The 20,478-nt window shown below is 59.4% G+C and carries 17 protein-coding genes, 1 tRNA gene and 1 pseudogene; 7 read left to right on the top strand and 12 right to left on the bottom strand.

Annotated elements, in window-relative coordinates:
* Window positions 1-61: 61 nt before the first annotated feature.
* From rpoD to LT42_RS24155, 3 genes and pseudogenes are all read left to right on the top strand, one after another.
* Complete coding sequence (gene rpoD, locus LT42_RS24165) at window positions 62-1,903, top strand: RNA polymerase sigma factor RpoD (protein WP_037019126.1); 1,842 nt, start codon at window positions 62-64, stop codon at window positions 1,901-1,903.
* A gap of 443 nt (window positions 1,904-2,346) precedes the next feature.
* Window positions 2,347-5,289 (top strand): annotated as a pseudogene (locus LT42_RS24160) (sensor domain-containing protein); the annotation flags it as partial.
* Window positions 5,290-5,304: 15 nt separating this feature from the next.
* Window positions 5,305-5,381: transfer RNA gene (locus LT42_RS24155), tRNA-Ile, on the top strand.
* Window positions 5,382-5,460: 79 nt separating this feature from the next.
* Here LT42_RS24155 and LT42_RS24150 read toward each other — a convergent pair.
* The 7 genes from LT42_RS24150 to LT42_RS24120 form a co-directional block, all read right to left on the bottom strand.
* On the bottom strand, window positions 5,461-6,618 hold the full coding sequence (locus LT42_RS24150; RefSeq protein ID WP_037019124.1) for a glutathionylspermidine synthase family protein: 1,158 nt from the start codon (window positions 6,616-6,618) through the stop codon (window positions 5,461-5,463).
* Between the two features lie 15 nt (window positions 6,619-6,633).
* Window positions 6,634-7,359: a DUF1190 domain-containing protein gene (locus tag LT42_RS24145; RefSeq protein WP_037019122.1), complete on the bottom strand. Its 726-nt coding sequence runs from the start codon at window positions 7,357-7,359 to the stop codon at window positions 6,634-6,636.
* Window positions 7,360-7,385: 26 nt separating this feature from the next.
* Entirely contained in the window at window positions 7,386-7,811 is a 426-nt protein-coding gene (locus LT42_RS24140; protein WP_037019121.1) for a DUF350 domain-containing protein, read from the bottom strand.
* A gap of 13 nt (window positions 7,812-7,824) precedes the next feature.
* A complete protein-coding gene (locus tag LT42_RS24135) occupies window positions 7,825-8,493 on the bottom strand; it encodes a DUF2491 family protein (protein WP_037019119.1) in 669 nt (222 codons plus the stop codon).
* Window positions 8,494-8,543: 50 nt separating this feature from the next.
* Window positions 8,544-9,107 (bottom strand): rhomboid family intramembrane serine protease, encoded by a 564-nt coding sequence (locus LT42_RS24130; RefSeq protein WP_037019117.1) that lies wholly within the window; start codon window positions 9,105-9,107, stop codon window positions 8,544-8,546.
* A gap of 64 nt (window positions 9,108-9,171) precedes the next feature.
* On the bottom strand, window positions 9,172-9,879 hold the full coding sequence (locus LT42_RS24125) for a PspA/IM30 family protein (protein WP_037019115.1): 708 nt from the start codon (window positions 9,877-9,879) through the stop codon (window positions 9,172-9,174).
* A 15-nt stretch (window positions 9,880-9,894) separates the two neighbouring features.
* Window positions 9,895-10,515 (bottom strand): YjfI family protein, encoded by a 621-nt coding sequence (locus tag LT42_RS24120; RefSeq protein ID WP_052075393.1) that lies wholly within the window; start codon window positions 10,513-10,515, stop codon window positions 9,895-9,897.
* 175 nt (window positions 10,516-10,690) lie between these two features.
* Between LT42_RS24120 and LT42_RS24115 the strand changes: the two genes are divergently transcribed.
* On the top strand, window positions 10,691-11,728 hold the full coding sequence (locus tag LT42_RS24115) for an FUSC family protein (protein WP_081955455.1): 1,038 nt from the start codon (window positions 10,691-10,693) through the stop codon (window positions 11,726-11,728).
* Window positions 11,729-11,761: 33 nt separating this feature from the next.
* On the opposite strand, the gene ppk2 is transcribed toward LT42_RS24115, so the two are convergent.
* The 5 genes from ppk2 to LT42_RS24090 all read right to left on the bottom strand — a co-directional run bounded on the left by ppk2 (window position 11,762) and on the right by LT42_RS24090 (window position 16,980).
* A complete protein-coding gene (ppk2, locus tag LT42_RS24110; protein ID WP_037019111.1) occupies window positions 11,762-12,673 on the bottom strand; it encodes a polyphosphate kinase 2 in 912 nt (303 codons plus the stop codon).
* A 190-nt stretch (window positions 12,674-12,863) separates the two neighbouring features.
* A complete protein-coding gene (locus LT42_RS24105; protein ID WP_037019110.1) occupies window positions 12,864-13,634 on the bottom strand; it encodes a DeoR/GlpR family DNA-binding transcription regulator in 771 nt (256 codons plus the stop codon).
* Between the two features lie 54 nt (window positions 13,635-13,688).
* The gene (gene pdxA, locus LT42_RS24100) at window positions 13,689-14,690 is read right to left on the bottom strand and encodes a 4-hydroxythreonine-4-phosphate dehydrogenase PdxA (protein ID WP_037019108.1); all 1,002 of its coding nucleotides are present in this window, start codon (window positions 14,688-14,690) and stop codon (window positions 13,689-13,691) included.
* Window positions 14,687-15,979, bottom strand: a complete 1,293-nt coding sequence (locus LT42_RS24095) for a four-carbon acid sugar kinase family protein (RefSeq protein WP_037019106.1) — start codon at window positions 15,977-15,979, stop codon at window positions 14,687-14,689. The genes pdxA and LT42_RS24095 overlap by 4 nt, the downstream gene beginning before the upstream one ends.
* Window positions 15,976-16,980, bottom strand: a complete 1,005-nt coding sequence (locus LT42_RS24090) for a 2-keto-3-deoxygluconate permease (RefSeq protein WP_052075392.1) — start codon at window positions 16,978-16,980, stop codon at window positions 15,976-15,978. Before LT42_RS24090 ends, LT42_RS24095 begins: the two co-directional genes overlap by 4 nt.
* A 272-nt stretch (window positions 16,981-17,252) precedes the next feature.
* On the opposite strand from LT42_RS24090, the gene LT42_RS24085 reads away from it, so the two are divergent.
* From LT42_RS24085 to LT42_RS24075, 3 genes are all read left to right on the top strand, one after another.
* Window positions 17,253-17,714 (top strand): Lrp/AsnC family transcriptional regulator, encoded by a 462-nt coding sequence (locus LT42_RS24085; RefSeq protein WP_037019104.1) that lies wholly within the window; start codon window positions 17,253-17,255, stop codon window positions 17,712-17,714.
* Window positions 17,715-17,858: 144 nt separating this feature from the next.
* Window positions 17,859-19,553 carry a flavin monoamine oxidase family protein gene (locus LT42_RS24080; protein WP_037019102.1) on the top strand — a complete coding sequence of 565 codons (1,695 nt, stop codon included), beginning with the start codon at window positions 17,859-17,861 and terminating at the stop codon, window positions 19,551-19,553.
* A 10-nt stretch (window positions 19,554-19,563) separates the two neighbouring features.
* Window positions 19,564-20,364 (top strand): carbon-nitrogen hydrolase family protein, encoded by an 801-nt coding sequence (locus tag LT42_RS24075; protein WP_037019099.1) that lies wholly within the window; start codon window positions 19,564-19,566, stop codon window positions 20,362-20,364.
* Window positions 20,365-20,478: the final 114 nt, after the last annotated feature.

Here is a 20,478-nt window from a genome sequence, read left to right as displayed (position 1 = left end):
TGGCCGGGTATAATCCCCGGCTTGTTTTTTGCCCGCCAAGACCTTCAGTGGATAGGGTGTTATGTCCGGAAAAGCGCAACAGCAGTCTCGTATCAAAGAGTTGATCACCCTGGGTCGTGAGCAGAAGTATCTGACTTACGCAGAGGTCAACGACCACCTGCCCGAGGATATTTCAGATCCTGAGCAGGTGGAAGACATCATCCGCATGATCAACGACATGGGGATCCCCGTACACGAGAGTGCTCCGGATGCGGACGCCCTTATGTTGGCCGACGCCGACACCGACGAGGCAGCCGCTGAAGAAGCCGCTGCTGCGTTGGCTGCGGTAGAGACCGACATCGGTCGCACGACGGACCCTGTGCGCATGTATATGCGCGAAATGGGTACGGTCGAGCTTCTGACACGTGAAGGCGAAATTGAAATCGCCAAACGTATCGAAGAAGGCATCCGTGAAGTGATGGGCGCGATTGCGCACTTCCCTGGCACGGTTGAGCACATTCTCTCCGAGTACACACGCGTCACCACCGAAGGCGGTCGCCTCTCCGACGTTCTGAGCGGTTATATCGACCCGGACGACGGCATTGCGCCGCCAGCCGAAGTCCCGCCTCCTGTCGACCCTAAAGCCGAAAAGGTTGAAGGCGCTGACGACGACGAGGAAGACTCTGCCGACGACGAGGACGAGGTCGAAACCGGCCCGGACCCGGTCATTGCCGCGCAGCGCTTTGGCGCCGTCTCGGATCAGATGGCAATTGCTATCAAGGCGTTGAAAAAGCATGGTCGCGGCAGCAAGCAGGCGAATGCCGAATTGCTGGCGCTGGCCGAGCTGTTCATGCCTATCAAGCTGGTTCCGAAGCAGTTTGAAGGTCTGGTAGAACGTGTGCGGGGCGCTCTTGAGCGTCTCCGAGCACAGGAACGCGCCATCATGCAGCTGTGTGTTCGTGATGCCCGCATGCCGCGTGCCGACTTCCTTCGCCAGTTCCCGGGCAACGAAGTCGATCAGAGCTGGACCGACGCGCTGGCTAAAGGCAAAAGCAAATACGCAGAAGCGATTGGCCGCCTTCAGCCCGACATCCAGCGTTGCCAGCAGAAGCTGAGTGCACTGGAAGAAGAAACCGGGCTGACCATCCTTGAAATCAAGGACATCAACCGCCGCATGTCGATCGGTGAGGCCAAGGCCCGCCGCGCGAAGAAAGAAATGGTTGAAGCCAACCTGCGCCTGGTGATCTCGATTGCCAAGAAGTACACCAACCGTGGCCTGCAATTCCTCGATCTGATCCAGGAAGGCAACATCGGTCTGATGAAGGCGGTGGACAAGTTCGAATACCGCCGCGGTTACAAGTTCTCGACGTATGCCACCTGGTGGATCCGTCAGGCGATCACTCGCTCGATCGCCGACCAGGCGCGCACCATTCGTATCCCGGTGCACATGATCGAGACGATCAACAAGCTCAACCGTATCTCGCGGCAGATGTTGCAGGAGATGGGTCGCGAGCCGACGCCTGAAGAGCTGGGCGAACGCATGGAAATGCCTGAGGACAAGATCCGCAAGGTACTGAAGATCGCCAAAGAGCCGATCTCCATGGAGACCCCGATCGGCGACGACGAAGACTCGCATCTGGGCGACTTCATCGAAGACTCGACCATGCAGTCGCCGATCGATGTGGCCACGGTAGAGAGTTTGAAGGAAGCGACGCGCGAGGTGCTCTCGGGCCTTACTGCTCGCGAGGCAAAAGTTCTGCGTATGCGTTTCGGGATCGATATGAACACTGACCATACCCTTGAGGAAGTCGGTAAACAGTTCGATGTAACCCGTGAACGAATTCGTCAGATCGAAGCCAAGGCGCTCCGCAAGCTGCGTCACCCGACGCGAAGCGAACACTTGCGTTCGTTCCTCGACGAGTAAGCTGCACGTAAAAAAACCAAAACCCCCGGCATTGCTGGGGGTTTTGCGTTTCAAGGAATAAATTTCCGGCAAAGTGCCATCGTTGAACAGTCCGGCTACACTCGACGAATTGTTAACACTCAATCCTTGAGGCTGCCATGGTTTGGATGCCCACCATTGCTCTCCTGTGCTTTCTCATTCCGACTGCACTGCCCGCCCAGTCGCTGGCTCTCGCTGAAAACATCGGGCAAGGACCGAGTCAGGCCTCGCCCACCGGCATGTATGCCCAAAACGCACCTGCATCTGAGGCAACCGACGGCCCGCCTCCTCCGTTGATCGTCAACCGCTTTGTCGGCGTCGACACCGCGCGCCAAGCCGATCGGCTCATCAATCCGGATGACACGCTAGCCATATCGCCCGCAATCATCCAGACAAGCGAACACAGCAAGCTGTGGCAAGAGTTTCTGCTGATCGGGCTTCCTGGACTGCTGTTCCTCACAACTGTCTTGGCCATCGTGGTGCGAATCAACCGGCGCCTCAGCTCCGAAATCTCCAGGCGCATCGCGCTCGAGCAAGAGCTGCGAAGCAGTGAGTATCACTACCGCGGCATGATCGAGAGCCTTTCGGCTATCGCATGGGAGGCCAATACGCACGACTATTCCTATAACTATGTTTCGCCGCATGCGCAGGACCTGCTGGGCTACCCGCTGCATCAATGGCGCAGACCCGGGTTCTGGCAAAGCATTGTCCATCCGGATGACATTGCCGATGCTCAGGCCTATTGCGATCAGGAAGTAGCCAAAGGCAACGATCACAGCGTTGACTACCGCGTACTGACTGCGGACGGCAGAGTCGTCTGGATTCGAGACATCGTGAGCATGATCGGCTACGGCAGTGAGCCGGTGATGCGCGGGTTGATGATCGACATCAGCGAAGCCAAGCAGACCGAAGAAGCACTGCGCTTGTCGGAGGGCAAGTTTGCATCGGTGTTCGCGCAATGCCCCGACATGCTCGTCATTGCACGCCTTTGCGACGGCTGTCTTCTGGAAGCCAACCCGGCGTTCGTCGAGCAGATCGGCATGAGCCCTCAGGAGGTCGTTGGGCGCGTCCCCTCCGAGCTGAATATCTGGGGCATTCCGGACATTGGCCAGAGTCTGTTGCGACGGCTTCAAAAGGGCAGCATCCGTAATCTGGAAATGCCGTTCCGGCGCAGTGACGGCCGACTCTTCACCGGGCTGCTGTCTGCAGAACCCTTTGACCTGGATTCCACTCCCGCCGTGGTGTTGGTGGTGAGGGACATCACGCCGCTCAAGGAAGCCCAGCAGCAGCTGCAAATGTCTGAAGAAAAGTTCGCCAAGGCCTTCCACTCCTCGCCCGATGGGCTGCTTATCACACGGCAGAGTGACGGCCTGCTGGTGGAGGTGAACGATGGTTTCAGCCGGATCACCGGCTACCACAGCTCACTGTCGCTGGATCGGACTACCCTGGACCTGGGCATCTGGGTAGACCTCAAAGAGCGAGAGGAACTGGTTGAACAATTGAGCCGTGACGGCTTTGTGAAGGACTTCACCAGCCACATCCGTCGCAGGGATGGTCAGATCCGCCTGTGTGAAATCTCCGCGCGCCCGCTGCCGATCGCCGGTGAAGACTGCATGCTGACCATCGCGCGCGACATCACAGACCGCCAGCAGATGCAGGAAAAACTCCAACTGGCGGCGACCGTCTTCGAAAGCACCGCCGAAGGCGTACTGATCACCGACACCCGCCAGCGGATCAATGCGGTCAACCGGGCGTTCAGTGAAATCACCGGCTACAGCGAATTCGAAGCGCTCGGCGAGACGCCCCGGCTTCTGGCGTCCGGCATTCACGACAGCGCTTTCTACGCAGCGATGTGGCACCAGCTCACAGCAGAAGGTCACTGGCAGGGCGAAATCAGCAACAGGCGCAAGAATGGCGAGGTCTACCCGAGCTGGCTGACCATCAGCGCTGTGCGCAACCGCGACAAACTCATCACCCACTTCGTCGCAGTGTTCGCGGATATTTCCAGCTTGAAGCAGGCTCAGGCTCGGCTGGATTACCAGGCGCACCACGACCCGTTGACCGGCTTGCCCAACCGGACACTGTTTGAAAGCCGTTTGCACAGCGCGCTGCTTCATTCAAAGGAGGCCCAAAGCCTGGGCGCTGTCCTGTTTCTGGATCTGGACCGCTTCAAACACATCAACGACAGCCTCGGCCACCCCGTCGGCGATCTGCTGCTGAAGAGCATCGCGCTGCGCTTGAAGGAGAGCCTGCGCGACATCGACACGGTGGCACGACTGGGCGGCGACGAGTTCATCATTCTATTGCCTGGTCTGCAGCATGCGAGTGACGCACAAGCTGTCGCCACCAAACTGCTCAGCAGCTTCGCAGCGCCCTTTCAGGCGGGCGAACACGAGTTCTTCATGAGCACCAGCATTGGCAGTGCGTTGTTCCCTACAGACGGAGCAGATGTCGCGACGCTGATCAAAAATGCTGATGCGGCGATGTATCGATCCAAGGCCAAGGGTCGCAACCGGGTCGAGCACTACACCCGCGACCTGACCGCCCAAGCCAGCGAGCGAATTGCCTTGGAGCATGAGCTGCGTCGCGCCATCGAGCGTGACGAGTTCACCCTCTCCTATCAACCCAAACTCAGCCTGCTGACACAACGACTCGTCGGCGCCGAAGCGCTGTTGCGCTGGTTCCATCCCACCTTTGGCGACGTGCCGCCCGAGCGGTTTATTCCGCTGGCGGAAGAGAACGGGATGATCTTGCAGATTGGCGAGTGGGTGCTCGATAAAGCCTGCCAACAAATGCATGAATGGAATCAGCGGTACGACGTGTTCGGCCCGTTGTCGGTCAACCTGGCAGGGGCCCAGCTGCGCCAACCCAATCTGGTCAACCGCATTGAGCGCCTGCTGCTTCAATACCAGCTGCAACCTGGATGCCTGCAACTGGAGATCACTGAAAACTTCATCATGTCGCAGACCGAAGAAGCGCTTTCGGTCCTGCATCGACTGAAGAAACTTGGGGTTCAACTCGCGATCGACGACTTCGGCACGGGGTATTCTTCGCTGAGTTACCTTAAGCGTTTGCCACTGGACATCCTCAAGATCGATCAGTCGTTCGTACGCGGCCTGCCCGATGATCCCCACGACGCGGCCATCGTGCGCGCGATCATTGCGCTGGGCCGCAGCATGCAGCTCACCGTGATCGCGGAAGGCGTCGAAACCTTCGAGCAGCAGCAATTCCTGGCGGACGAAGGCTGCGAACAGATCCAGGGCTACCTCGTCAGCCTGCCCCTGCGCGCGGATGTATTCAGCGCGACGTTTCTTCGTATGAGCGTTTCAGACTTTTCGGATAGCACAGCGAGTAAACCGTCGTTATAATCCGCGGCCTACTGAGGGCCTATAGCTCAGTTGGTTAGAGCAGGGGACTCATAATCCCTTGGTCCACGGTTCGAGTCCGTGTGGGCCCACCAAATAAAAAGCCGCGCATTGCGCGGCTTTTTTTCGTTCTGGCTCAGCGCAATCCGTGAGTGGCTTGCGCACGCTACCGAGTCAGTCGATCACGACATGCGGCAGGAACCGGCTGCTGTCCTTGGTGATCAGGCTGTCGTCTTCGCGAATGCCGATCCCCGACGCTGTATCACCCACCACCCATGATCCGATCAGCGTGTAGCTGTCGCCGAAACGCGGCAGCGGGGCGAACGCTTGCAGGATGTAGGGTGCGTCGTTGTAGGGGCCATCTTCGAAAATGACCTGGTCGTTCGGCGTCCGAATCTCGATATTGGCGCCCTCCCGAGAGAAGTACGGCTTGCGAACCCAGCCTTTCGGCACCGCAGACTGCGGGTGCTTGTCGACGAAGGACGGGAGCAGATTGGGATGACCTTCGTTGTATTCCCACAGCAAAGGCAGGATGCCTTTATTGGAGACGATGGCCTTCCACGCAGGCTCGATGAATTGCGTATCGCATTGCGGGATGGCCTGACCATGCGGCTCATGGAACACATGTTCCCAGGCGTGCAGCTTGAAAATGCGCTCGATCCAACGGCCCTGGAGATCGACGAATCTGCCTTCGGCGTTGAGGCCAATGTCCTCAATGTCGATATGGCGCGTTTCGATGCCTGCATGCTCGGCCATTTTGCGCAGGAACTCGGTGGTGCCTTTGTCTTCTGTCGAACCTGACATCGATGAGAAGTAAAACGGCCCGCCGTCCCTGATCGCCAGAAACGCCCGGACCAGGTCTTCGGCCATCGAGTTGAATTGTGAAGCGTGCGCGGGCAGAACGCCGCGCTGGATCTGCTCTTCAAGCCAGATGAGCTGAAACGCGCCGGCCTCGTAAGCCGACGTGGGCGTGTCCATGTTCGCTTCCAGCAGCTTGGCGGGGTTCTCGCCGTCGTAGCTGAAGTCGAAACGGCCATAAAGATGTGGGTGGCCTTCCTTCCAGGAAGTGCGGACCAGATCGAAAAACGCCGGAGGGATGGCAAGTCGCGTCAACAGCTCCTCACTCTCGACGACCTTCTCCACGACATCCAGGCACATGGCATGCAGTTCTTGGGTGGGCGCTTCGATATCGCGGGTGATCTGCGCTTCCGTGAACTGGTAATAGGCCCGCTCATCCCAATAGCGTTCGCCGTCGATGGTATGGAAGTCGAACCCCTCACGCTCGGCGGTCTGCCGCCAGTCCGGCCGCTCCTCGATGCTGATCCTTTTCATGGGCAACGTCCTGTGTTATCCGCCGAAGCTTGAGCCACTGCTTTTGCCGCCCCAACCGCTGCGGGCGGTGGCCTGACTGCCGAAACCGCCACGGGACACGGACGATGAAACCGATGAATTACGGCCCAATGTGCTTTTGGAGTACGTACCGGTCGAGCTGCTTCGCGCCTGGCTGGAATTGCCGAAGGTTTTGCCGCGCTCGATCTGGCGAGACAACGTGGAAGTCTGGTAACCGCCGCGCGAGTCGCGTTCCTGGTAAATGGGTTGCGAGTAGTAACGACCACCGCCGCCGGTGAATCCGTTGACCATGTTGCTGACGAGCATTCCCATCAGGAAGCCGTTCACTCCGGAGCCGAAGCCACCGCCTCCGCCGCCCGATTGCTCGGCCTGGGACTTCGCGGCGTCGACCTGGGATTTGGGAAGCTCGCCAGAGAGCTCCAGCTGAAAGCCGCCCAGCTTGGGGGTGAACTTGCCATCGGTGTTCTGCTGGCAGTAATCAGGGACGAAATCCGCTTCACACGAAGCAGCGTCGTCATAGGTCGGGGCGATACGGCGGTGCTCCGCCAGCGCGCTCATGTAGGCGTCCGAGCAAATGTCTACCGGGACTTTCTGATCCACACAGGCCTGGACTGATGGATAGGTTTGCTGCGCAGAAACCTCCACGGTGTCGGACTTGCTGCATGCGCTCAGGGCCAGCGGCAGCGTGCCCGCCAGAACCAGTTTCAGGGAACTACGTCTCATCGATAACTCCTTTCGATCACAAGCGATCAGGTCGACGGCGTCATGCAGGCCGAATTGAGAAAACCGACACTGATCGAGACGCTGGCCGCGTAGATCGCCGCGGCCAGCTCGCCCCGGGTGATGCGCGCGGACAGATCCTTCAAGACCATGCTGGTGGCGGTGAAGGCCAGCAACTGGACGAAAGCGGCGATGACTGCCCAGATGACCACATCCAGAACGCTGATGCTGTAGGCGATCACGTTGCTAGCAGGCAAGGCGAAGCCGATCAGCGCGCCACCCAACGCCACTGCGGCGGCAACATTGCCCTCACGGATCTGGACGAACTCCTTGTGCGGGGTCAGACGTGTGTAAGCCATCTGAAACAACGCGAACAATACGGCGGCCACAATGATGTAGACCAGAAAGCTCAGCACCGACTGGAAGTTGAGGGACATGCGAAGCGCGTCGAGCATTGTTTACTTCCTTTTAAATGACAGTGAAATCTGTGGACTGCAGGGTCACGCCGACAGATGTAGTGAGGGTGACGATACCTTCCTCATCCTCCTCGACAGACAGCAGTAGAAACTCGCGACGGTCCACCAGGCCGGTGTCCCGCGCGTACAACATGCTCAGGTGCTTGATACGGTAGGTACCGTCCGGACTGACAACGTGCTCATCCATTGGCGTGAGCTCGGTCTGGCCCTCTTCGGTGCCCCACTGACGGCCGTACTCCCAGCCGTCGTGCTCGTACACGGGTAGGCCCACTTTGGAGGCAGGCCCCACCAGACGCTTGAGTTCCGCCTCGCTGTTGATCGTCACGGCGCTGCTGTAGCCAAACAGGATGATGTCCTGAACGTCTTCAGCCGAAGGCCCGTTCATCATGACCTGCATCCAGTAATCTTCGTCCTCGAAGTAGAAGCGTACCAGCCGCACGGATTGTCCAAGGTCAACCTGCCCAACCGACCAGACCACTTCCTCGTTGGGGACAATCAACTCTGAATGACCGTCGAGCATCAGCTTCAGAGAGTCGTCGAGGTCCAGCATTCGGCCAGTAGCCAACCCGAATGGATTAAGCAAATTGCTATTGGCAAGTGATTCGGAACCGGCGGGTGGATTGGGTGCCGCAAGGCCTAACGCGCGTTTGATCCAACTCATGATTCAACTCCTTGAAGTCGCGCCGAGGCGATATGGAAAAATGCTGCAACTCAGCTCGCAGGGCCTTTTTCGAGAAGCCGCCGCGAGTGCATCAGCCAAGCCGTCACGATACCGGCAAGCGCGCCACACAGGTGTGACTCAATCGATACGCCAGGCACTGGAACGAAACCGAAGACCAGCCCGCTGTAACCCAGCAGGGTCACCAGGGCAATCGCGAAACTCGCCAGGCTGCGCTGATACCACCCTCGAGCCAGTAGATACGCCCACAACCCGAAAATAAGACCACTGGCCCCCACGTGGATAACCGGTCGGCCGACAACCCAGACCATCAGGCCTCCCAGCACGACAACGAGCACCGCCACACGGATGTAACGTTGAAGCCCCTCGGTCGCCACCAGCCAACTCAGCACCACAAACGGCAGGAGATTGCTCAGCAAGTGACGTACCGAGCCATGCAGGAAAGGCGAGAAAAAGATGCCCTGCAGACCTGAAACGGTTCTCGGCACCAGGCCATGCGACAGCAGGCTGTTGGCGGTCAGCGAGTTAACCACCTGCACCACGATCATCACAGCGGCGAGTGAGAGTATCGTTCGTAGTCCATTTCCGATATTCATCTGCGCGCCCTGAAAATCGAAAAAAGGCAGCCGGTAAAAACCGACTGCCTTTGTTTAACGGTGCTTATTGACCCGCGTTACCGTTCTGGCTCTGCGCTTTCAAACGGGCGAGGACGTCGGCCGCGCCGCCTGTTTTTGCGCCGATGCCGGCATCCTGAAGACGACGCTCAAGGTCACCGCCATTGGCAGCCTCGGCGAGCTCATCCGCCGCTTCAAGCCTTGCGTCCTGCTCATCCTGACGCTGCTTGATGCGTGCCAGCGAACCCACTGCGGTCTCAAGCCGACCATTGGCGCCGCCGGTGGCCGCGGCGGCGTTGATTTGCGCTTTTTGTACGCTGTCTCGAGCCTTGGCCATATCGGTCTGCTGGCGCAGGCCCTTGATCTGGCTCTCAGCCTTAATGACTTGTGCGGTCAGTTTGGCCACATGGACGCCGAACTGGTCGGCTGCAAGTTTTTCCTGATCACGCAGGGCGGTCAGTTCGGCTACTTTTTCAGCACATTCGAGCGCGAGCGCTTCTTCGCCCTTGTTCATTGCTGCGAGCGCTTTCTGCTCCCAGTTGGCGATGTTCTTGTCGTGTTCTTCGACGCGCTGTAGCGAAAGCTTGTGCTTGGCTTTGATCTGAATCAGTTGATTGCGCGCCGCCAGCATGGAGGCGTCGGCGTCACGGATTTCCTGATCCAGGATTCGCAGCGCCTGGGCATCGACGATGGCTTCACCTACTTCGGAAGCTCCACCACGCAGGGCGGTTACCATTTTTTTCCAAAGGCTCATTGATGTGTCTCCCGGTTACTGTGAATCGGATTTGAGGAAATCTTCGTAGGCGTCGGCAGCGTGGATCACGTTTTCTGCCAGCGTGAGCACCTCGTGGACGATGACCGTCAGCGAAGAGGCGGCGCTCAGTGCGCCGAACATGTTGTAGAAGGTTTCGCCGTTTGGCAGGGTCTCGATGCCGATCGACGACAACGGAAAGAGCTCCCGGCTACGCAGTACGGCGTCATTGAAAGCGGCCGGGTCTTTGACTTCAGAGGCGTAAACCAGCACGGAATCGACCAGAATCTGGTCGCCTGCGATGGCGATGATGATCGGCAGGCCGCCAAACTGGTTCATCACCAGGCTCAGACTCGGCTCAGCGCCTTGAATGAGGGTCAGCTCGATGTCCTTGTCTTTAACCACGTCCAGCTCGGCGAACGCCGAATGAAGTGAGTTGATCGTCCAATTGGTATTCTCAGTCATGAATCCCTCCAGTTTGATCCGGTTACCCAAGTAGGGTTGGCGTAACACCTTTTCGATGTCTCTCAGTACTTCCGCGTTTTCAGGAAGCACATACAGTTCTCGCTTTACATACCCGGCCGCCGTCAGCCGAGCGCGCATCTCGCGCATGTAATCGGTTGAAGTTTTCCGAGCCATTGCAGCCTCTGCCAAACATCACATGTGATAGCGATGCACCCTACGCGCAATCATCACCCTGCGCAATCTCTCACATGTGATGTTTTTGTTAAGCCCTATCAGCCAGGTCGCCGCTGCTTTTGGCTGCTTGCCGGATATATTCATCATCCCGATGGTCTGTAACCCCATGAATACAATGTCCCTCCCCTCATGGCTTCGCCGCCTTCTGCGTCCACTGCTGGACCCCTATCGTCGTTACCGGCATGCCCGTTACATCCATGCCGGCCGTATCGTGGTCGGGCTGCTGGTGTCGATTCTCCTGACGACCGGCGTTCATCTGCCCCACGGGGAATGGGCCTCTGTGACGATGCTGATTGTCATTGGAGGGCTGCAGCATCACGGCAACATCGGCAAGAAGTCAGTGGAGCGCGCCTACGGGACATTGATTGGTGCAGCCCTGGGCCTTGCAGTGGTTGCGCAGGAAAGCTACTTGGGCATGCCGTTGCTGACCTACGTAATCATGTCGCTGATCTGCGGCTTCTTCGCCTATCACGCGATCGGCAAGGGCGGTTATACGGCGCTGCTGTCGGCGATCACTTTATTTATCGTGGCAGGCCACGGCGATAACCCGATCACCGACGGGCTGTGGCGCACCGTGGACATCTTGATCGGCATTGCGCTCGCACTGGCTTTCTCGTTCGCCCTGCCGTTGTATGCGGTGTATTCGTGGCGCTATAACCTGGCGAGTGGGCTGCGGGACTGTGCAGTGGCCTACGAGCGGATCGCCAGCGGCCAGTCAATTACCGCCGACGAGCATGTGAAATTGACCGCAAGAATGGGGGCGACGCTGCTCCAGCTGCGCTCGCTGATGCCGTCGGTTTCCAAGGAAGTGAAGATATCAATCGTCGAGCTGGATGCCATTCAAGGCCATTACCGCATGTGCCTGAGCCTGCTTGAAATCCTTTCGAACCTGCGTCCCGCGGATGTCGGCAGCACGGGCGTTACTGCAGAGCAGCGGCGCATTCGCCGCATGCTGATCGGCATGGCCCGCGCGCTGCAGACCGGGGCCACCGAGCGCTTGCAGCGCCCTACGGAAAGCCTGGCCCTCGGGCCTGATGTGCCCACCGCCTCGACGGAATTGCTGGGTTACCAGTTAATGACTCGTCAGTTCACGCACAACTTGGAAAGCCTGCAACAGTGCCTGGCGAAGACAGCACCGGCGTGGAAGATCTGACCACACCGGGGCCCAGGTGCTGCACAGTGAGGATCAGTACACCGGCGGCACAACCATCTCGCGCGGCACGGGTGCGCGCAGGTAGTTAGCATTGTACTCGCGCTCCGGCAGCACCACTTGCGGCGTTTCCGTATCGCCGCGCGGGATCTGTTCCAGCAGGTGATGAATACAGTTCAGGCGCGCCCGCTTCTTGTCATCGGCTTCGACAATCCACCAGGGCGCAACGTCAGTGTGGGAACGGGTGAGCATTTCTTCCTTGGCGCGCGTGTAGTCTTCCCAACGACGACGGGACTCAAGGTCCATCGGTGAGAGCTTCCATTGTTTCAACGGGTCATGGATGCGCATCAGAAAGCGCCGGTATTGCTCGTCATCGGTGATGGAGAACCAGTACTTGATCAGGATGATGCCGGAGCGCACCAGCATTTTTTCGAACTCGGGCACGGTGCGGAAAAACTCTTCGTACTCCTCGTCATTGCAGAAGCCCATGACCCGCTCGACGCCAGCCCGGTTGTACCAACTGCGGTCGAACAGCACCATTTCGCCCGCGGCAGGCAGGTGTCCGACGTAGCGCTGGAAGTACCACTGCGTGCGCTCTCGCTCACTCGGCGCGGTCAGTGCGGCGACCCGGCAAACCCGCGGGTTGAGCCGTTGAGTGATGCGCTTGATTGCACCACCCTTGCCTGCCGCATCACGACCTTCAAACAGCACGACCACTTTGAGCTTCTGGCTGACAACCCAGTCTTGCAGCTTGACCAGTTCACCCTGCAGCCGCAGCAGTTCACGGAAGTACAGGCGGCGATCAATCCCTTTGGGCACCTCCTCTCCCAGATCGGCCAGCAAGCCATCCAGGCGCGCGTCGTCGTATTCCATTTCCAGTTCCTCGTCGAAGCTGTCGAGGATATCGGCCTGGATGTAACGGGCGGTTTCGGAGAAATCCAGAGTCATGACGAGTCTCCCGAGTGCGTTCAAAAGGGTGGGGGGAGAATTTAGGCACGCCAGAGGTGACAGCTGAATGACAAAGCGGTGACAGCACAGAAATGTCCTACGACGAGACCACTCTTTTCGCGGGATCTTAATGACAGCCAGGGCAATACGCGGCCTGGAAGGGTCAGCCGCAGTGATCTCAGGGACGAGATTAAACGCTGACCGTTTCTACGGTGATTTGCGGGTGGGCCTCAAAGGGTGCCACAAGGCTTTCATCGGCTTGGGCGGCAGTGATCAACGTCCACTCGCGCTCAATCGGCGTCCAGTGCTGCTGTCGCGCACGACCAAGCTTGTCGGCGTCAGCCAGGACGAACACCTGAGCCGCGCGCTTGATGATGCATTCCTTCAGATAAGCCTGCTGGTCGCTGGCTTCGCACAAACCGAACTCGGCGACCACACCATCAGCGCCCAAAAATGCCTTATCGACGCTCAGCCGGCTGAGCGTCAATTCCGCAAGCGGGCCCAGTGTGCTCATGCTCGAACCTCTGAGATCGCCACCGATCAGAGTCAGTCGAATGCCCGGCGCATTCGCCAGCGTCATAACGGCCATGAGATTGTTGGTGACCACGTGGACGTTCTGCCGTGACGAAAGATGCAGTGCCAGCGCAGCACACGTCGTTCCGCCATCAAGAAGTACCGTGTCGCCGTCCTCGATGTGCAACGCTGCCGCCTGTGCAATCGCGTTTTTCTGGTCGCGCTGAGTCGATTTGCGCTCCTCAAGCGAGGCCTCGGGCTCGTGTACGCCGATCAACGCCGTAGCGCCGCCGTGCGTACGCACCAGATGCCGCTGCTTGGCCAACATGGTCAGATCGCGACGAACTGTCGCTTCCGACACACCGAGGGCAGCGCTCAGTTGCTCGACGTTGGTGTCACGGGCGCGCACCAGTTCCAGAATGGCGCGGTGACGGTCGTTGGCTTTCATGGGCGGCCTCGTTGCAGAAAGGCCGCTGATCTTACACGACCCGGCCCGCTCACCTCACCCTCGCCGGGTGGCCAGCTCGGCGCCCTGGCGCAATGCTTCAAGCATGCTGCGCTCGTCCGCGATGCCCTTGCCGGCAATGTCGAACGCAGTGCCGTGATCCACCGAAGTGCGGATGACTTCCAGGCCAACGGTGACGTTGACCCCCGCTTCAAGGCCGAGAACCTTGACCGGGCCATGGCCCTGATCGTGATACATCGCCACCACCAGATCGAAATCGCCACGCCCTGCCCGGAAGAACAGCGTGTCCGCAGGCAAAGGACCGGTGACGTCCAGGCCTTTGTCCTGCAGCACCTTGACGGCAGGAATGATCTTCTCTTCCTCCTCGCCATAGCCGAACAGGCCATTTTCGCCTGCATGGGGGTTGATGCCGCACACCCCGATACGAGGACGCTCTATACCCGCCTTGATCAGGGTCGCGTTGCCTCGCTCAATGGTGCGCTGGACCAGACCCGGTTCGATCTTGCGGATAGCATCAATGATGCCCATGTGCGTCGTCACATGAATAACGCGCAGCTGCGGCGCCACCAGCATCATCGAGACTTCATCGACATGGGTAAGGTGCGCCAGCATTTCGGTGTGACCCGGGTATTTATGGCCGCCAGCGTGCAGCGCTTCTTTATTCAGCGGCGCCGTGCAGATGGCGTCGATTTGCCTGGCTTCGGCCAGCTCGACAGCACGGGCGATGAACCGGTAGGCGCCGTCACCAGCGACCGCGGACAGCTGCCCGAACGGCAGATCGGCCGGGATCAGATTCAAATCGATGCAGTCAATCGTGCCCGGCTCGTATTGAGCTTCTGACGCTTCCTTGATGCGGCGAATCTTCGCCGTGCCGTTGACGATGGTGTTGGCCAACTCCAGACGCCCGGCATCGCCGATGACCAAGGGACGGCACTGTTGGTAGACGACGTCGTGGTTCAGGCTTTTGACGATGACTTCCGGGCCGACACCGCTGGCGTCGCCCATGGTGATGCCGATGATTGGCAGATAGTTGCTCATGATGATTTACCTAGTAGCGCAGGATTCGTGACAGTGCCTGCGCCGTACTGCGCAGGCTCGATTGCGTTATTCAGATGCAGCCAGGCCGCATACAGGGCGTGATCCGTGCCGAACGCGCCGGCCTTGGTCACCACGCCGGGACGTCGCCCCGCCAGCGCAGTGATGGGACGCCCGAAGGCAACGCCCGCCTCGACCTCACGCAGAAGCTGCAGGCTGCCAATCCCGACCGCGCAAAGCAGGGCTCGGGCGGTTTCGCCGCCGGTGGCAATGACGCCGCCCACCTGCGCAAAATTTGAACGAACCAGCGCTGCAAGCTCGGTCGAAAGATGGGCACCTTCTGCCGGATCGAAGGCGTCGTCGCGACCGATGCGCAGCAACAGGTCATCGCCCTGATTCAGGCACTGGCCGATGCGTGCTTCCCAGCTTTCCCAGTCGCCATGTTTCTTGCCTTGGCGCAGCACCGCTGGCGGCACCACGACCTCCTCGATGCCAGTGCGCTCTTTAAGCAGCGCACACTGACGCTCCGAAACCGCGGACAGGCTGCCGACCAGCACCAATGTGGGCGCGTATTTCTCGTGTTCGTCGGAACTCCGCTGACTGGCCCCGGAGATGAAGTCGGGCAATAAGGCGATCTCTCGTGCCAGTCCACCCGAGCCTACCCAGAACGTCGCTTCGTTGAGCTGAGTGCTTACGACCGAGAGGATTTTCAGGTCTTCCGTGGTGACCGCATCAACGATCAGCGCCTGCGCCTCACTGCGCGCGACCTCGGCCATGTGCCTGGAGAGCGCGGCCGCATCGCCGCGCAACATCGGCAACGTCAGCCTGGCGACCCGCAGCCCGGCCGCTTGCAGCATTGTGGTCATGTCCGCAGAGCGATCAGCGTGCTCAAGCCTCCACGTCTCGGTGGTTTCCAATGGTTGACCGTTGACCAGAACCTGGCCGCCGAGCGTCGTACGGCCTGTAGCCGGGAAGGCAGGAGCGACGATCGCCAGCCCCGCATGGGCCTGGAGCGCAGCCACCTCGTCAGCCCAGTTGCCACGCAGCGTCGAGTCGATCTTTTTGTACAGTTTTTGTCCGGGAGCAATCAGCGCCTGATAGGCCGCCAATGTCCGTTCCCCTGCCTGAGCACCTGTCAGACGTCGGGTGTCGGTGTCGATGGCGACCACGGGCGCAGCGCCAGTGTCATGAGTCGCATCAAGCGTGACAACGGTGTTATGCCCGGCGCTGGCGAAGGCAATCGCGCAATCCGCCGCACCTGAAAGGTCGTCGGCGATGATCAGCAGTGTCATCGAATAACCTCCCGCTGCGCCGTTGCCTCCGAGTGAGGTTTGGGATGGCGCGTGTTGTAGCGCTTGGCAATGGCTGCCGTAAGAATGGGCGACAAGACCGCCGTCACCACCACACAGGCGGCGACCAGCAGCGTCGCCGAGTTCGCTGCCTCGGTGTAAATCGGGTTGGCTGCCGCAACGAGAGCCGGGACCGCCGCCGCATTGCCCGCCGTGTTGGCCGCCGCCACCCCTGCTACCCCGGTGCCGCCGGAGACTCTGTCGGCGAAGTACAGCGGAATGCCGGTCAAGACGACGACCGCCAGCCCAAGGCCGATGCCCAATAATCCGGCCTGCCAGACCTTGTGCAAATCCAGACTGGCGCCCAGTGCCAGGGCGAAGAACGGAATCATCACCGGAACAGCCTTCGCCAGAAAGTCACGCATCTCACGGTCCAGATTACCCAGCAACATCCCCAGCAACAGTGGAAGGATCGCCCCGACCAGTGTCGGCCACGGAAAGGCTGCCAAGCCTGCGACACCCAGCGTCACCATGGTCAGAAAAGGGCCGGACTCCAGTGACATGACGGAGTACGCACCGACGTCTTCGGAGCGCCCGTATTGACCCATCAACGCTATGTACAACCCGCCGTTGGTGTCGTTCATTGCGGCTACCACGGCCAATGTCGACAGCCCGGCGAAGACGCCTGACGTGATGGGTTGCTCCCCCAGAAAATGGCCCATGATCACACCGATGACGATGGCCGTGCCGACCTTGGTAGCGAACAGCACCCCACCCTTTTTCAGCAGATACGGCGTGGCCTTGATGTCGATACTGGCGCCCATGCACACGTAAAACACCGCCAGTATGGGTAGCGAACCGGTGAACAGCGCGTTGGTAAACGAGCCAAAAAACTTGGGCATGTCGGGCAGAAACGTCGCCACGAGTGAGCCGATGAGCAGCGGCACGATCATCATTCCGCCCGGCACCCGCTCGATAGTACGTTTGATCGGAAATTGAGCCACAGGGAGCACTCCTTATTTTTATAGGGTGAGGCTTCGACAAGCCTGATTGAGCGAAACGATCAAATTCTTGATCACTTTGCTCAAATAAGCTTATTCCATCACCCCAAAATGCGCAAACCAATCAAGAACATGATTGATATGAGCAAAAAACGACCATTCAAGACAGTGCTTTAGGCGTTCTGCCTTTGCGCAGATACGGTCAAACGGCTTGAATATCGCCCCAACGCCAGAGGAATCTCCTAACATGCTCCGCTTGCCGAAGGAGACCCGCCTTGCCCGACACTCGCCCCCCAGCGCTTGATGACATCGACCGTAAACTGATCGCAGCACTGCAAATCAATGCTCGGGAACCCGTAGCCAACCTGGCGCGGCAATTGGGTATTGCGCGCACAACCGTGACCTCTCGGCTGGCGCGGCTGGAGAAAACCCGAGTGATTACCGGATACGGTGTGCGGCTGGGGCAGCGTCTTGCGGATGGCGGTCTGCAGGCTTACGTCGGGATTACCGTTCAGCCTCGTTCGGGAAAGGAAGTGCTGCGCCGGTTGAGCGCGCTCGCTCAGGTACAGCAACTGTGCGCCGTGAGCGGCGAGTTCGATTACGTCGCCTGGCTGCGCACTGAGTCGCCGGAGCAACTGGACCAAATGCTCGACCTGATCGGCAGCGTCGATGGCGTCGAAAAAACCACCACTTCGATCATCCTGAGCAGCAAGATTGATCGCGGACAGCCGTCATAGAAGTCGACTGACCAGACAATCTGACGCACCTCCTCGTCGGATTGTTATTAATTCCTGCATTACGACGACACTTTGCGTCTTATTAACGTCTCCGCTGTTATCTAGACTTGTCCCCTTTCGCGCCTCAGTCGAACAAGGTCAGTCATGAAGAACAATCGCCACCCCGCCGACGGAAAAAAACCGATCACGATTTTCGGCCCGGACTTTCCGTTCGCGTTCGACGACTGGATTGAACACCCGGCGGGCCTGGGCAGTATTCCGACGGAGAATCTGGGCAAAGAGGTCGCCATTGTCGGCGCAGGTATCGCAGGTCTGGTTGCCGCGTATGAGCTGATGAAGCTGGGCCTCAAGCCCGTCGTTTACGAGGCCTCGAAAATGGGCGGGCGTCTGCGCTCTCAGCAGTTCGAAGGCGCTGAAGGCATCATCGCCGAACTGGGGGGCATGCGCTTCCCGGTCTCCTCCACTGCCTTCTATCACTACGTCGACAAGCTCGGCCTGGAATCCAGACCCTTCCCCAACCCATTGACCGCTGCGTCCGGCAGCACAGTAATTGATCTGGAAGGCAGCACTCACTACGCACAGAAATTATCGGATCTGCCTGCGCTGTTTCAGGAAGTGGCTGACGCCTGGGCCGATGCGCTGGAAGAGGGCTCGCAGTTCGCCGACATTCAGCAAGCGATCCGTGATCGCGATGTGCCTCGGCTCAAGGCGCTGTGGAACACGCTGGTACCTCTTTGGGATGACCGCACGTTTTACGATTTCGTCGCCACATCGAAAGCCTTTGCCAAATTGTCGTTCTATCACCGCGAAGTCTTTGGACAGGTGGGCTTTGGTACCGGCGGCTGGGACTCGGACTTCCCCAACTCGATGCTGGAGATCTTCAGGGTCGTCATGACCAATTGCGACGATCATCAGCACCTGATTGTCGGTGGCGTCGGCCAGGTTCCGATGGGCATCTGGCGCCACGCTCCCGAGCGTTGCACGCACTGGCCCGAAGGCACCAGCTTGTCGACGTTGCACCGGGGCGCGCCGCGCACGGGCGTGAAAGGCATAAGCCGCGCCGCCAATGGTCAGTTTGCAGTGACTGACAATCTAGGTGATGTCCGCCATTACGACGCGGTTCTCGCCACCTGCCAGAGCTGGCTGCTGACCACGCAAATCGAGTGCGAGGAGTCGCTGTTCTCGCAGAAGATGTGGATGGCGCTGGACCGCACGCGCTATATGCAGTCGTCCAAGACCTTCGTCATGGTTGATCGTCCCTTCTGGAAGGACAAGGACCCGGAAACCGGTCGCGACCTGATGAGCATGACCCTGACCGATCGCCTGACCCGGGGCACCTACCTGTTCGATAACGGCACCTATTCCAACGGTGTCGAAAAGCCGGGGGTCATTTGCCTGTCGTACTCTTGGATGAGCGACGCGCTGAAGATGCTGCCTCACCCCGTCGAGAAGCGCGTCAGCCTGGCGCTCGGCGCGCTGAAAAAGATTTACCCGAAGGTCGATATCGCCGCGCGCATCATCGGAGACCCGATCACCGTGTCGTGGGAATCGGACCCGCACTTCCTCGGCGCTTTCAAAGGCGCGCTGCCCGGCCACTATCGCTACAACCAGCGGATGTACGCGCACTTCATGCAAAAGGACATGCCAGACGAGCAGCGCGGCATTTTCATTGCCGGTGACGACGTGTCGTGGACGCCCGCGTGGGTGGAAGGCGCTGTGCAGACTTCGCTTAACGCGGTGTGGGGCATCATGACTCACTTTGGTGGCAAGACCCACGCCGAAAACCCGGGGCCTGGCGATGTATTCCACGAGATCGGCCCCATCGTGCTGCCGGAATAAGGAGACCTTTATGCGTGTCGCCCTCTTTCAATGCGTGCCGCTGCCACTGGATGTCAGTGCCAACCTTCGCCGCCTCGAGAAACAAACGGTCGAGGCAGCGGCGCAGGGGGCTGCCTTGCTGGTGTGCCCGGAGATGTTTTTGACCGGGTACAACATCGGCGCACAGGCCGCACGGGATCTGGCCCAAGCCTGTGACGGCCCCGCCGCTGTGAGGATCGCCGAGATTGCGCGAGCGGCGGGAGTGGCGATCCTGTATGGCTACCCCGAGCTCAGCAGTGACGGGCAGGTGTATAACGCGGTGCAGTTGATCGACGCACACGGCGTTCGGCTCTGCAATTACCGTAAGACGCATCTCTATGGCGCGCTGGACAATGCGATGTTCAGTGCGGGTGACGAGCACTTTCCGGTGGTGGAATTCGAAGGCTGGAAGCTGGGATTTCTGATCTGCTACGACGTCGAGTTTCCCGAGAATACGCGTCGTCTGGCCCTGGCCGGCGTGGACCTGATTCTGGTGCCCACTGCGAACATGGCCCCTTACGATTTTGTTGCAGAGGTCACCGTGCGGGCTCGTGCCTTCGAGAACCAGTGCTATCTGGTTTACGCCAATTATTGCGGCAGCGAGGGCGAAATCCACTACTGCGGCTTGAGCAGCATCTGTGCCCCGGACGGCAGACAGATCGGTCTCGCAGGCCAGGATGAGGCGCTGGTGATTGCAGAGCTGGACCGTGAATCGATGGGCGAATCCAAAGCGATCAACACGTATTTCAAGGATCGTCGACCGGGCTTTTACAAGGGTTTGGGCAACAGCTGAGCGGCACGTAACTCATTCGCACGGCAGCCTGACTCCTGCCGTTAAAAGCTGCTGCTTGACCGTGTGCCGCGATCGCTGAGCCACGTCGGGTGACCGAGAGATACGCGCCGCGCC

The sequence above is a fragment of the Pseudomonas lutea genome (assembly GCF_000759445.1).
In the GTDB taxonomy this organism is placed as follows: Bacteria; Pseudomonadota; Gammaproteobacteria; order Pseudomonadales; family Pseudomonadaceae; genus Aquipseudomonas; species Aquipseudomonas lutea.
Note: the sequence above shows the minus strand (reverse complement) of the source record. Positions and strands in the feature narration are given on the sequence as shown.

Bases quoted from the DNA above. Each gene is read 5' to 3' on its own strand.
- LT42_RS24150 (WP_037019124.1), bottom strand. From the start codon at position 6,618: ATGAAAAGGATCAGCATCGAGGAGCGGCCGGACTGGCGGCAGACCGCC.
- LT42_RS24095 (WP_037019106.1), bottom strand. From the start codon at position 15,979: ATGACACTGCTGATCATCGCCGACGACCTTTCAGGTGCGGCGGATTGC.
- LT42_RS24125 (WP_037019115.1), bottom strand. From the start codon at position 9,879: ATGAGCCTTTGGAAAAAAATGGTAACCGCCCTGCGTGGTGGAGCTTCC.
- LT42_RS24135 (WP_037019119.1), bottom strand. From the start codon at position 8,493: ATGAGTTGGATCAAACGCGCGTTAGGCCTTGCGGCACCCAATCCACCC.
- LT42_RS24075 (WP_037019099.1), top strand. From the start codon at position 19,564: ATGCGTGTCGCCCTCTTTCAATGCGTGCCGCTGCCACTGGATGTCAGT.
- LT42_RS24105 (WP_037019110.1), bottom strand. From the start codon at position 13,634: ATGAAAGCCAACGACCGTCACCGCGCCATTCTGGAACTGGTGCGCGCC.
- pdxA (WP_037019108.1), bottom strand. From the start codon at position 14,690: ATGAGCAACTATCTGCCAATCATCGGCATCACCATGGGCGACGCCAGC.
- LT42_RS24115 (WP_081955455.1), top strand. From the start codon at position 10,691: ATGTCCCTCCCCTCATGGCTTCGCCGCCTTCTGCGTCCACTGCTGGAC.
- LT42_RS24140 (WP_037019121.1), bottom strand. From the start codon at position 7,811: ATGCTCGACGCGCTTCGCATGTCCCTCAACTTCCAGTCGGTGCTGAGC.
- LT42_RS24145 (WP_037019122.1), bottom strand. From the start codon at position 7,359: ATGAGACGTAGTTCCCTGAAACTGGTTCTGGCGGGCACGCTGCCGCTG.
- ppk2 (WP_037019111.1), bottom strand. From the start codon at position 12,673: ATGACTCTGGATTTCTCCGAAACCGCCCGTTACATCCAGGCCGATATC.
- rpoD (WP_037019126.1), top strand. From the start codon at position 62: ATGTCCGGAAAAGCGCAACAGCAGTCTCGTATCAAAGAGTTGATCACC.
- LT42_RS24080 (WP_037019102.1), top strand. From the start codon at position 17,859: ATGAAGAACAATCGCCACCCCGCCGACGGAAAAAAACCGATCACGATT.
- LT42_RS24120 (WP_052075393.1), bottom strand. From the start codon at position 10,515: ATGGCTCGGAAAACTTCAACCGATTACATGCGCGAGATGCGCGCTCGG.
- LT42_RS24130 (WP_037019117.1), bottom strand. From the start codon at position 9,107: ATGAATATCGGAAATGGACTACGAACGATACTCTCACTCGCCGCTGTG.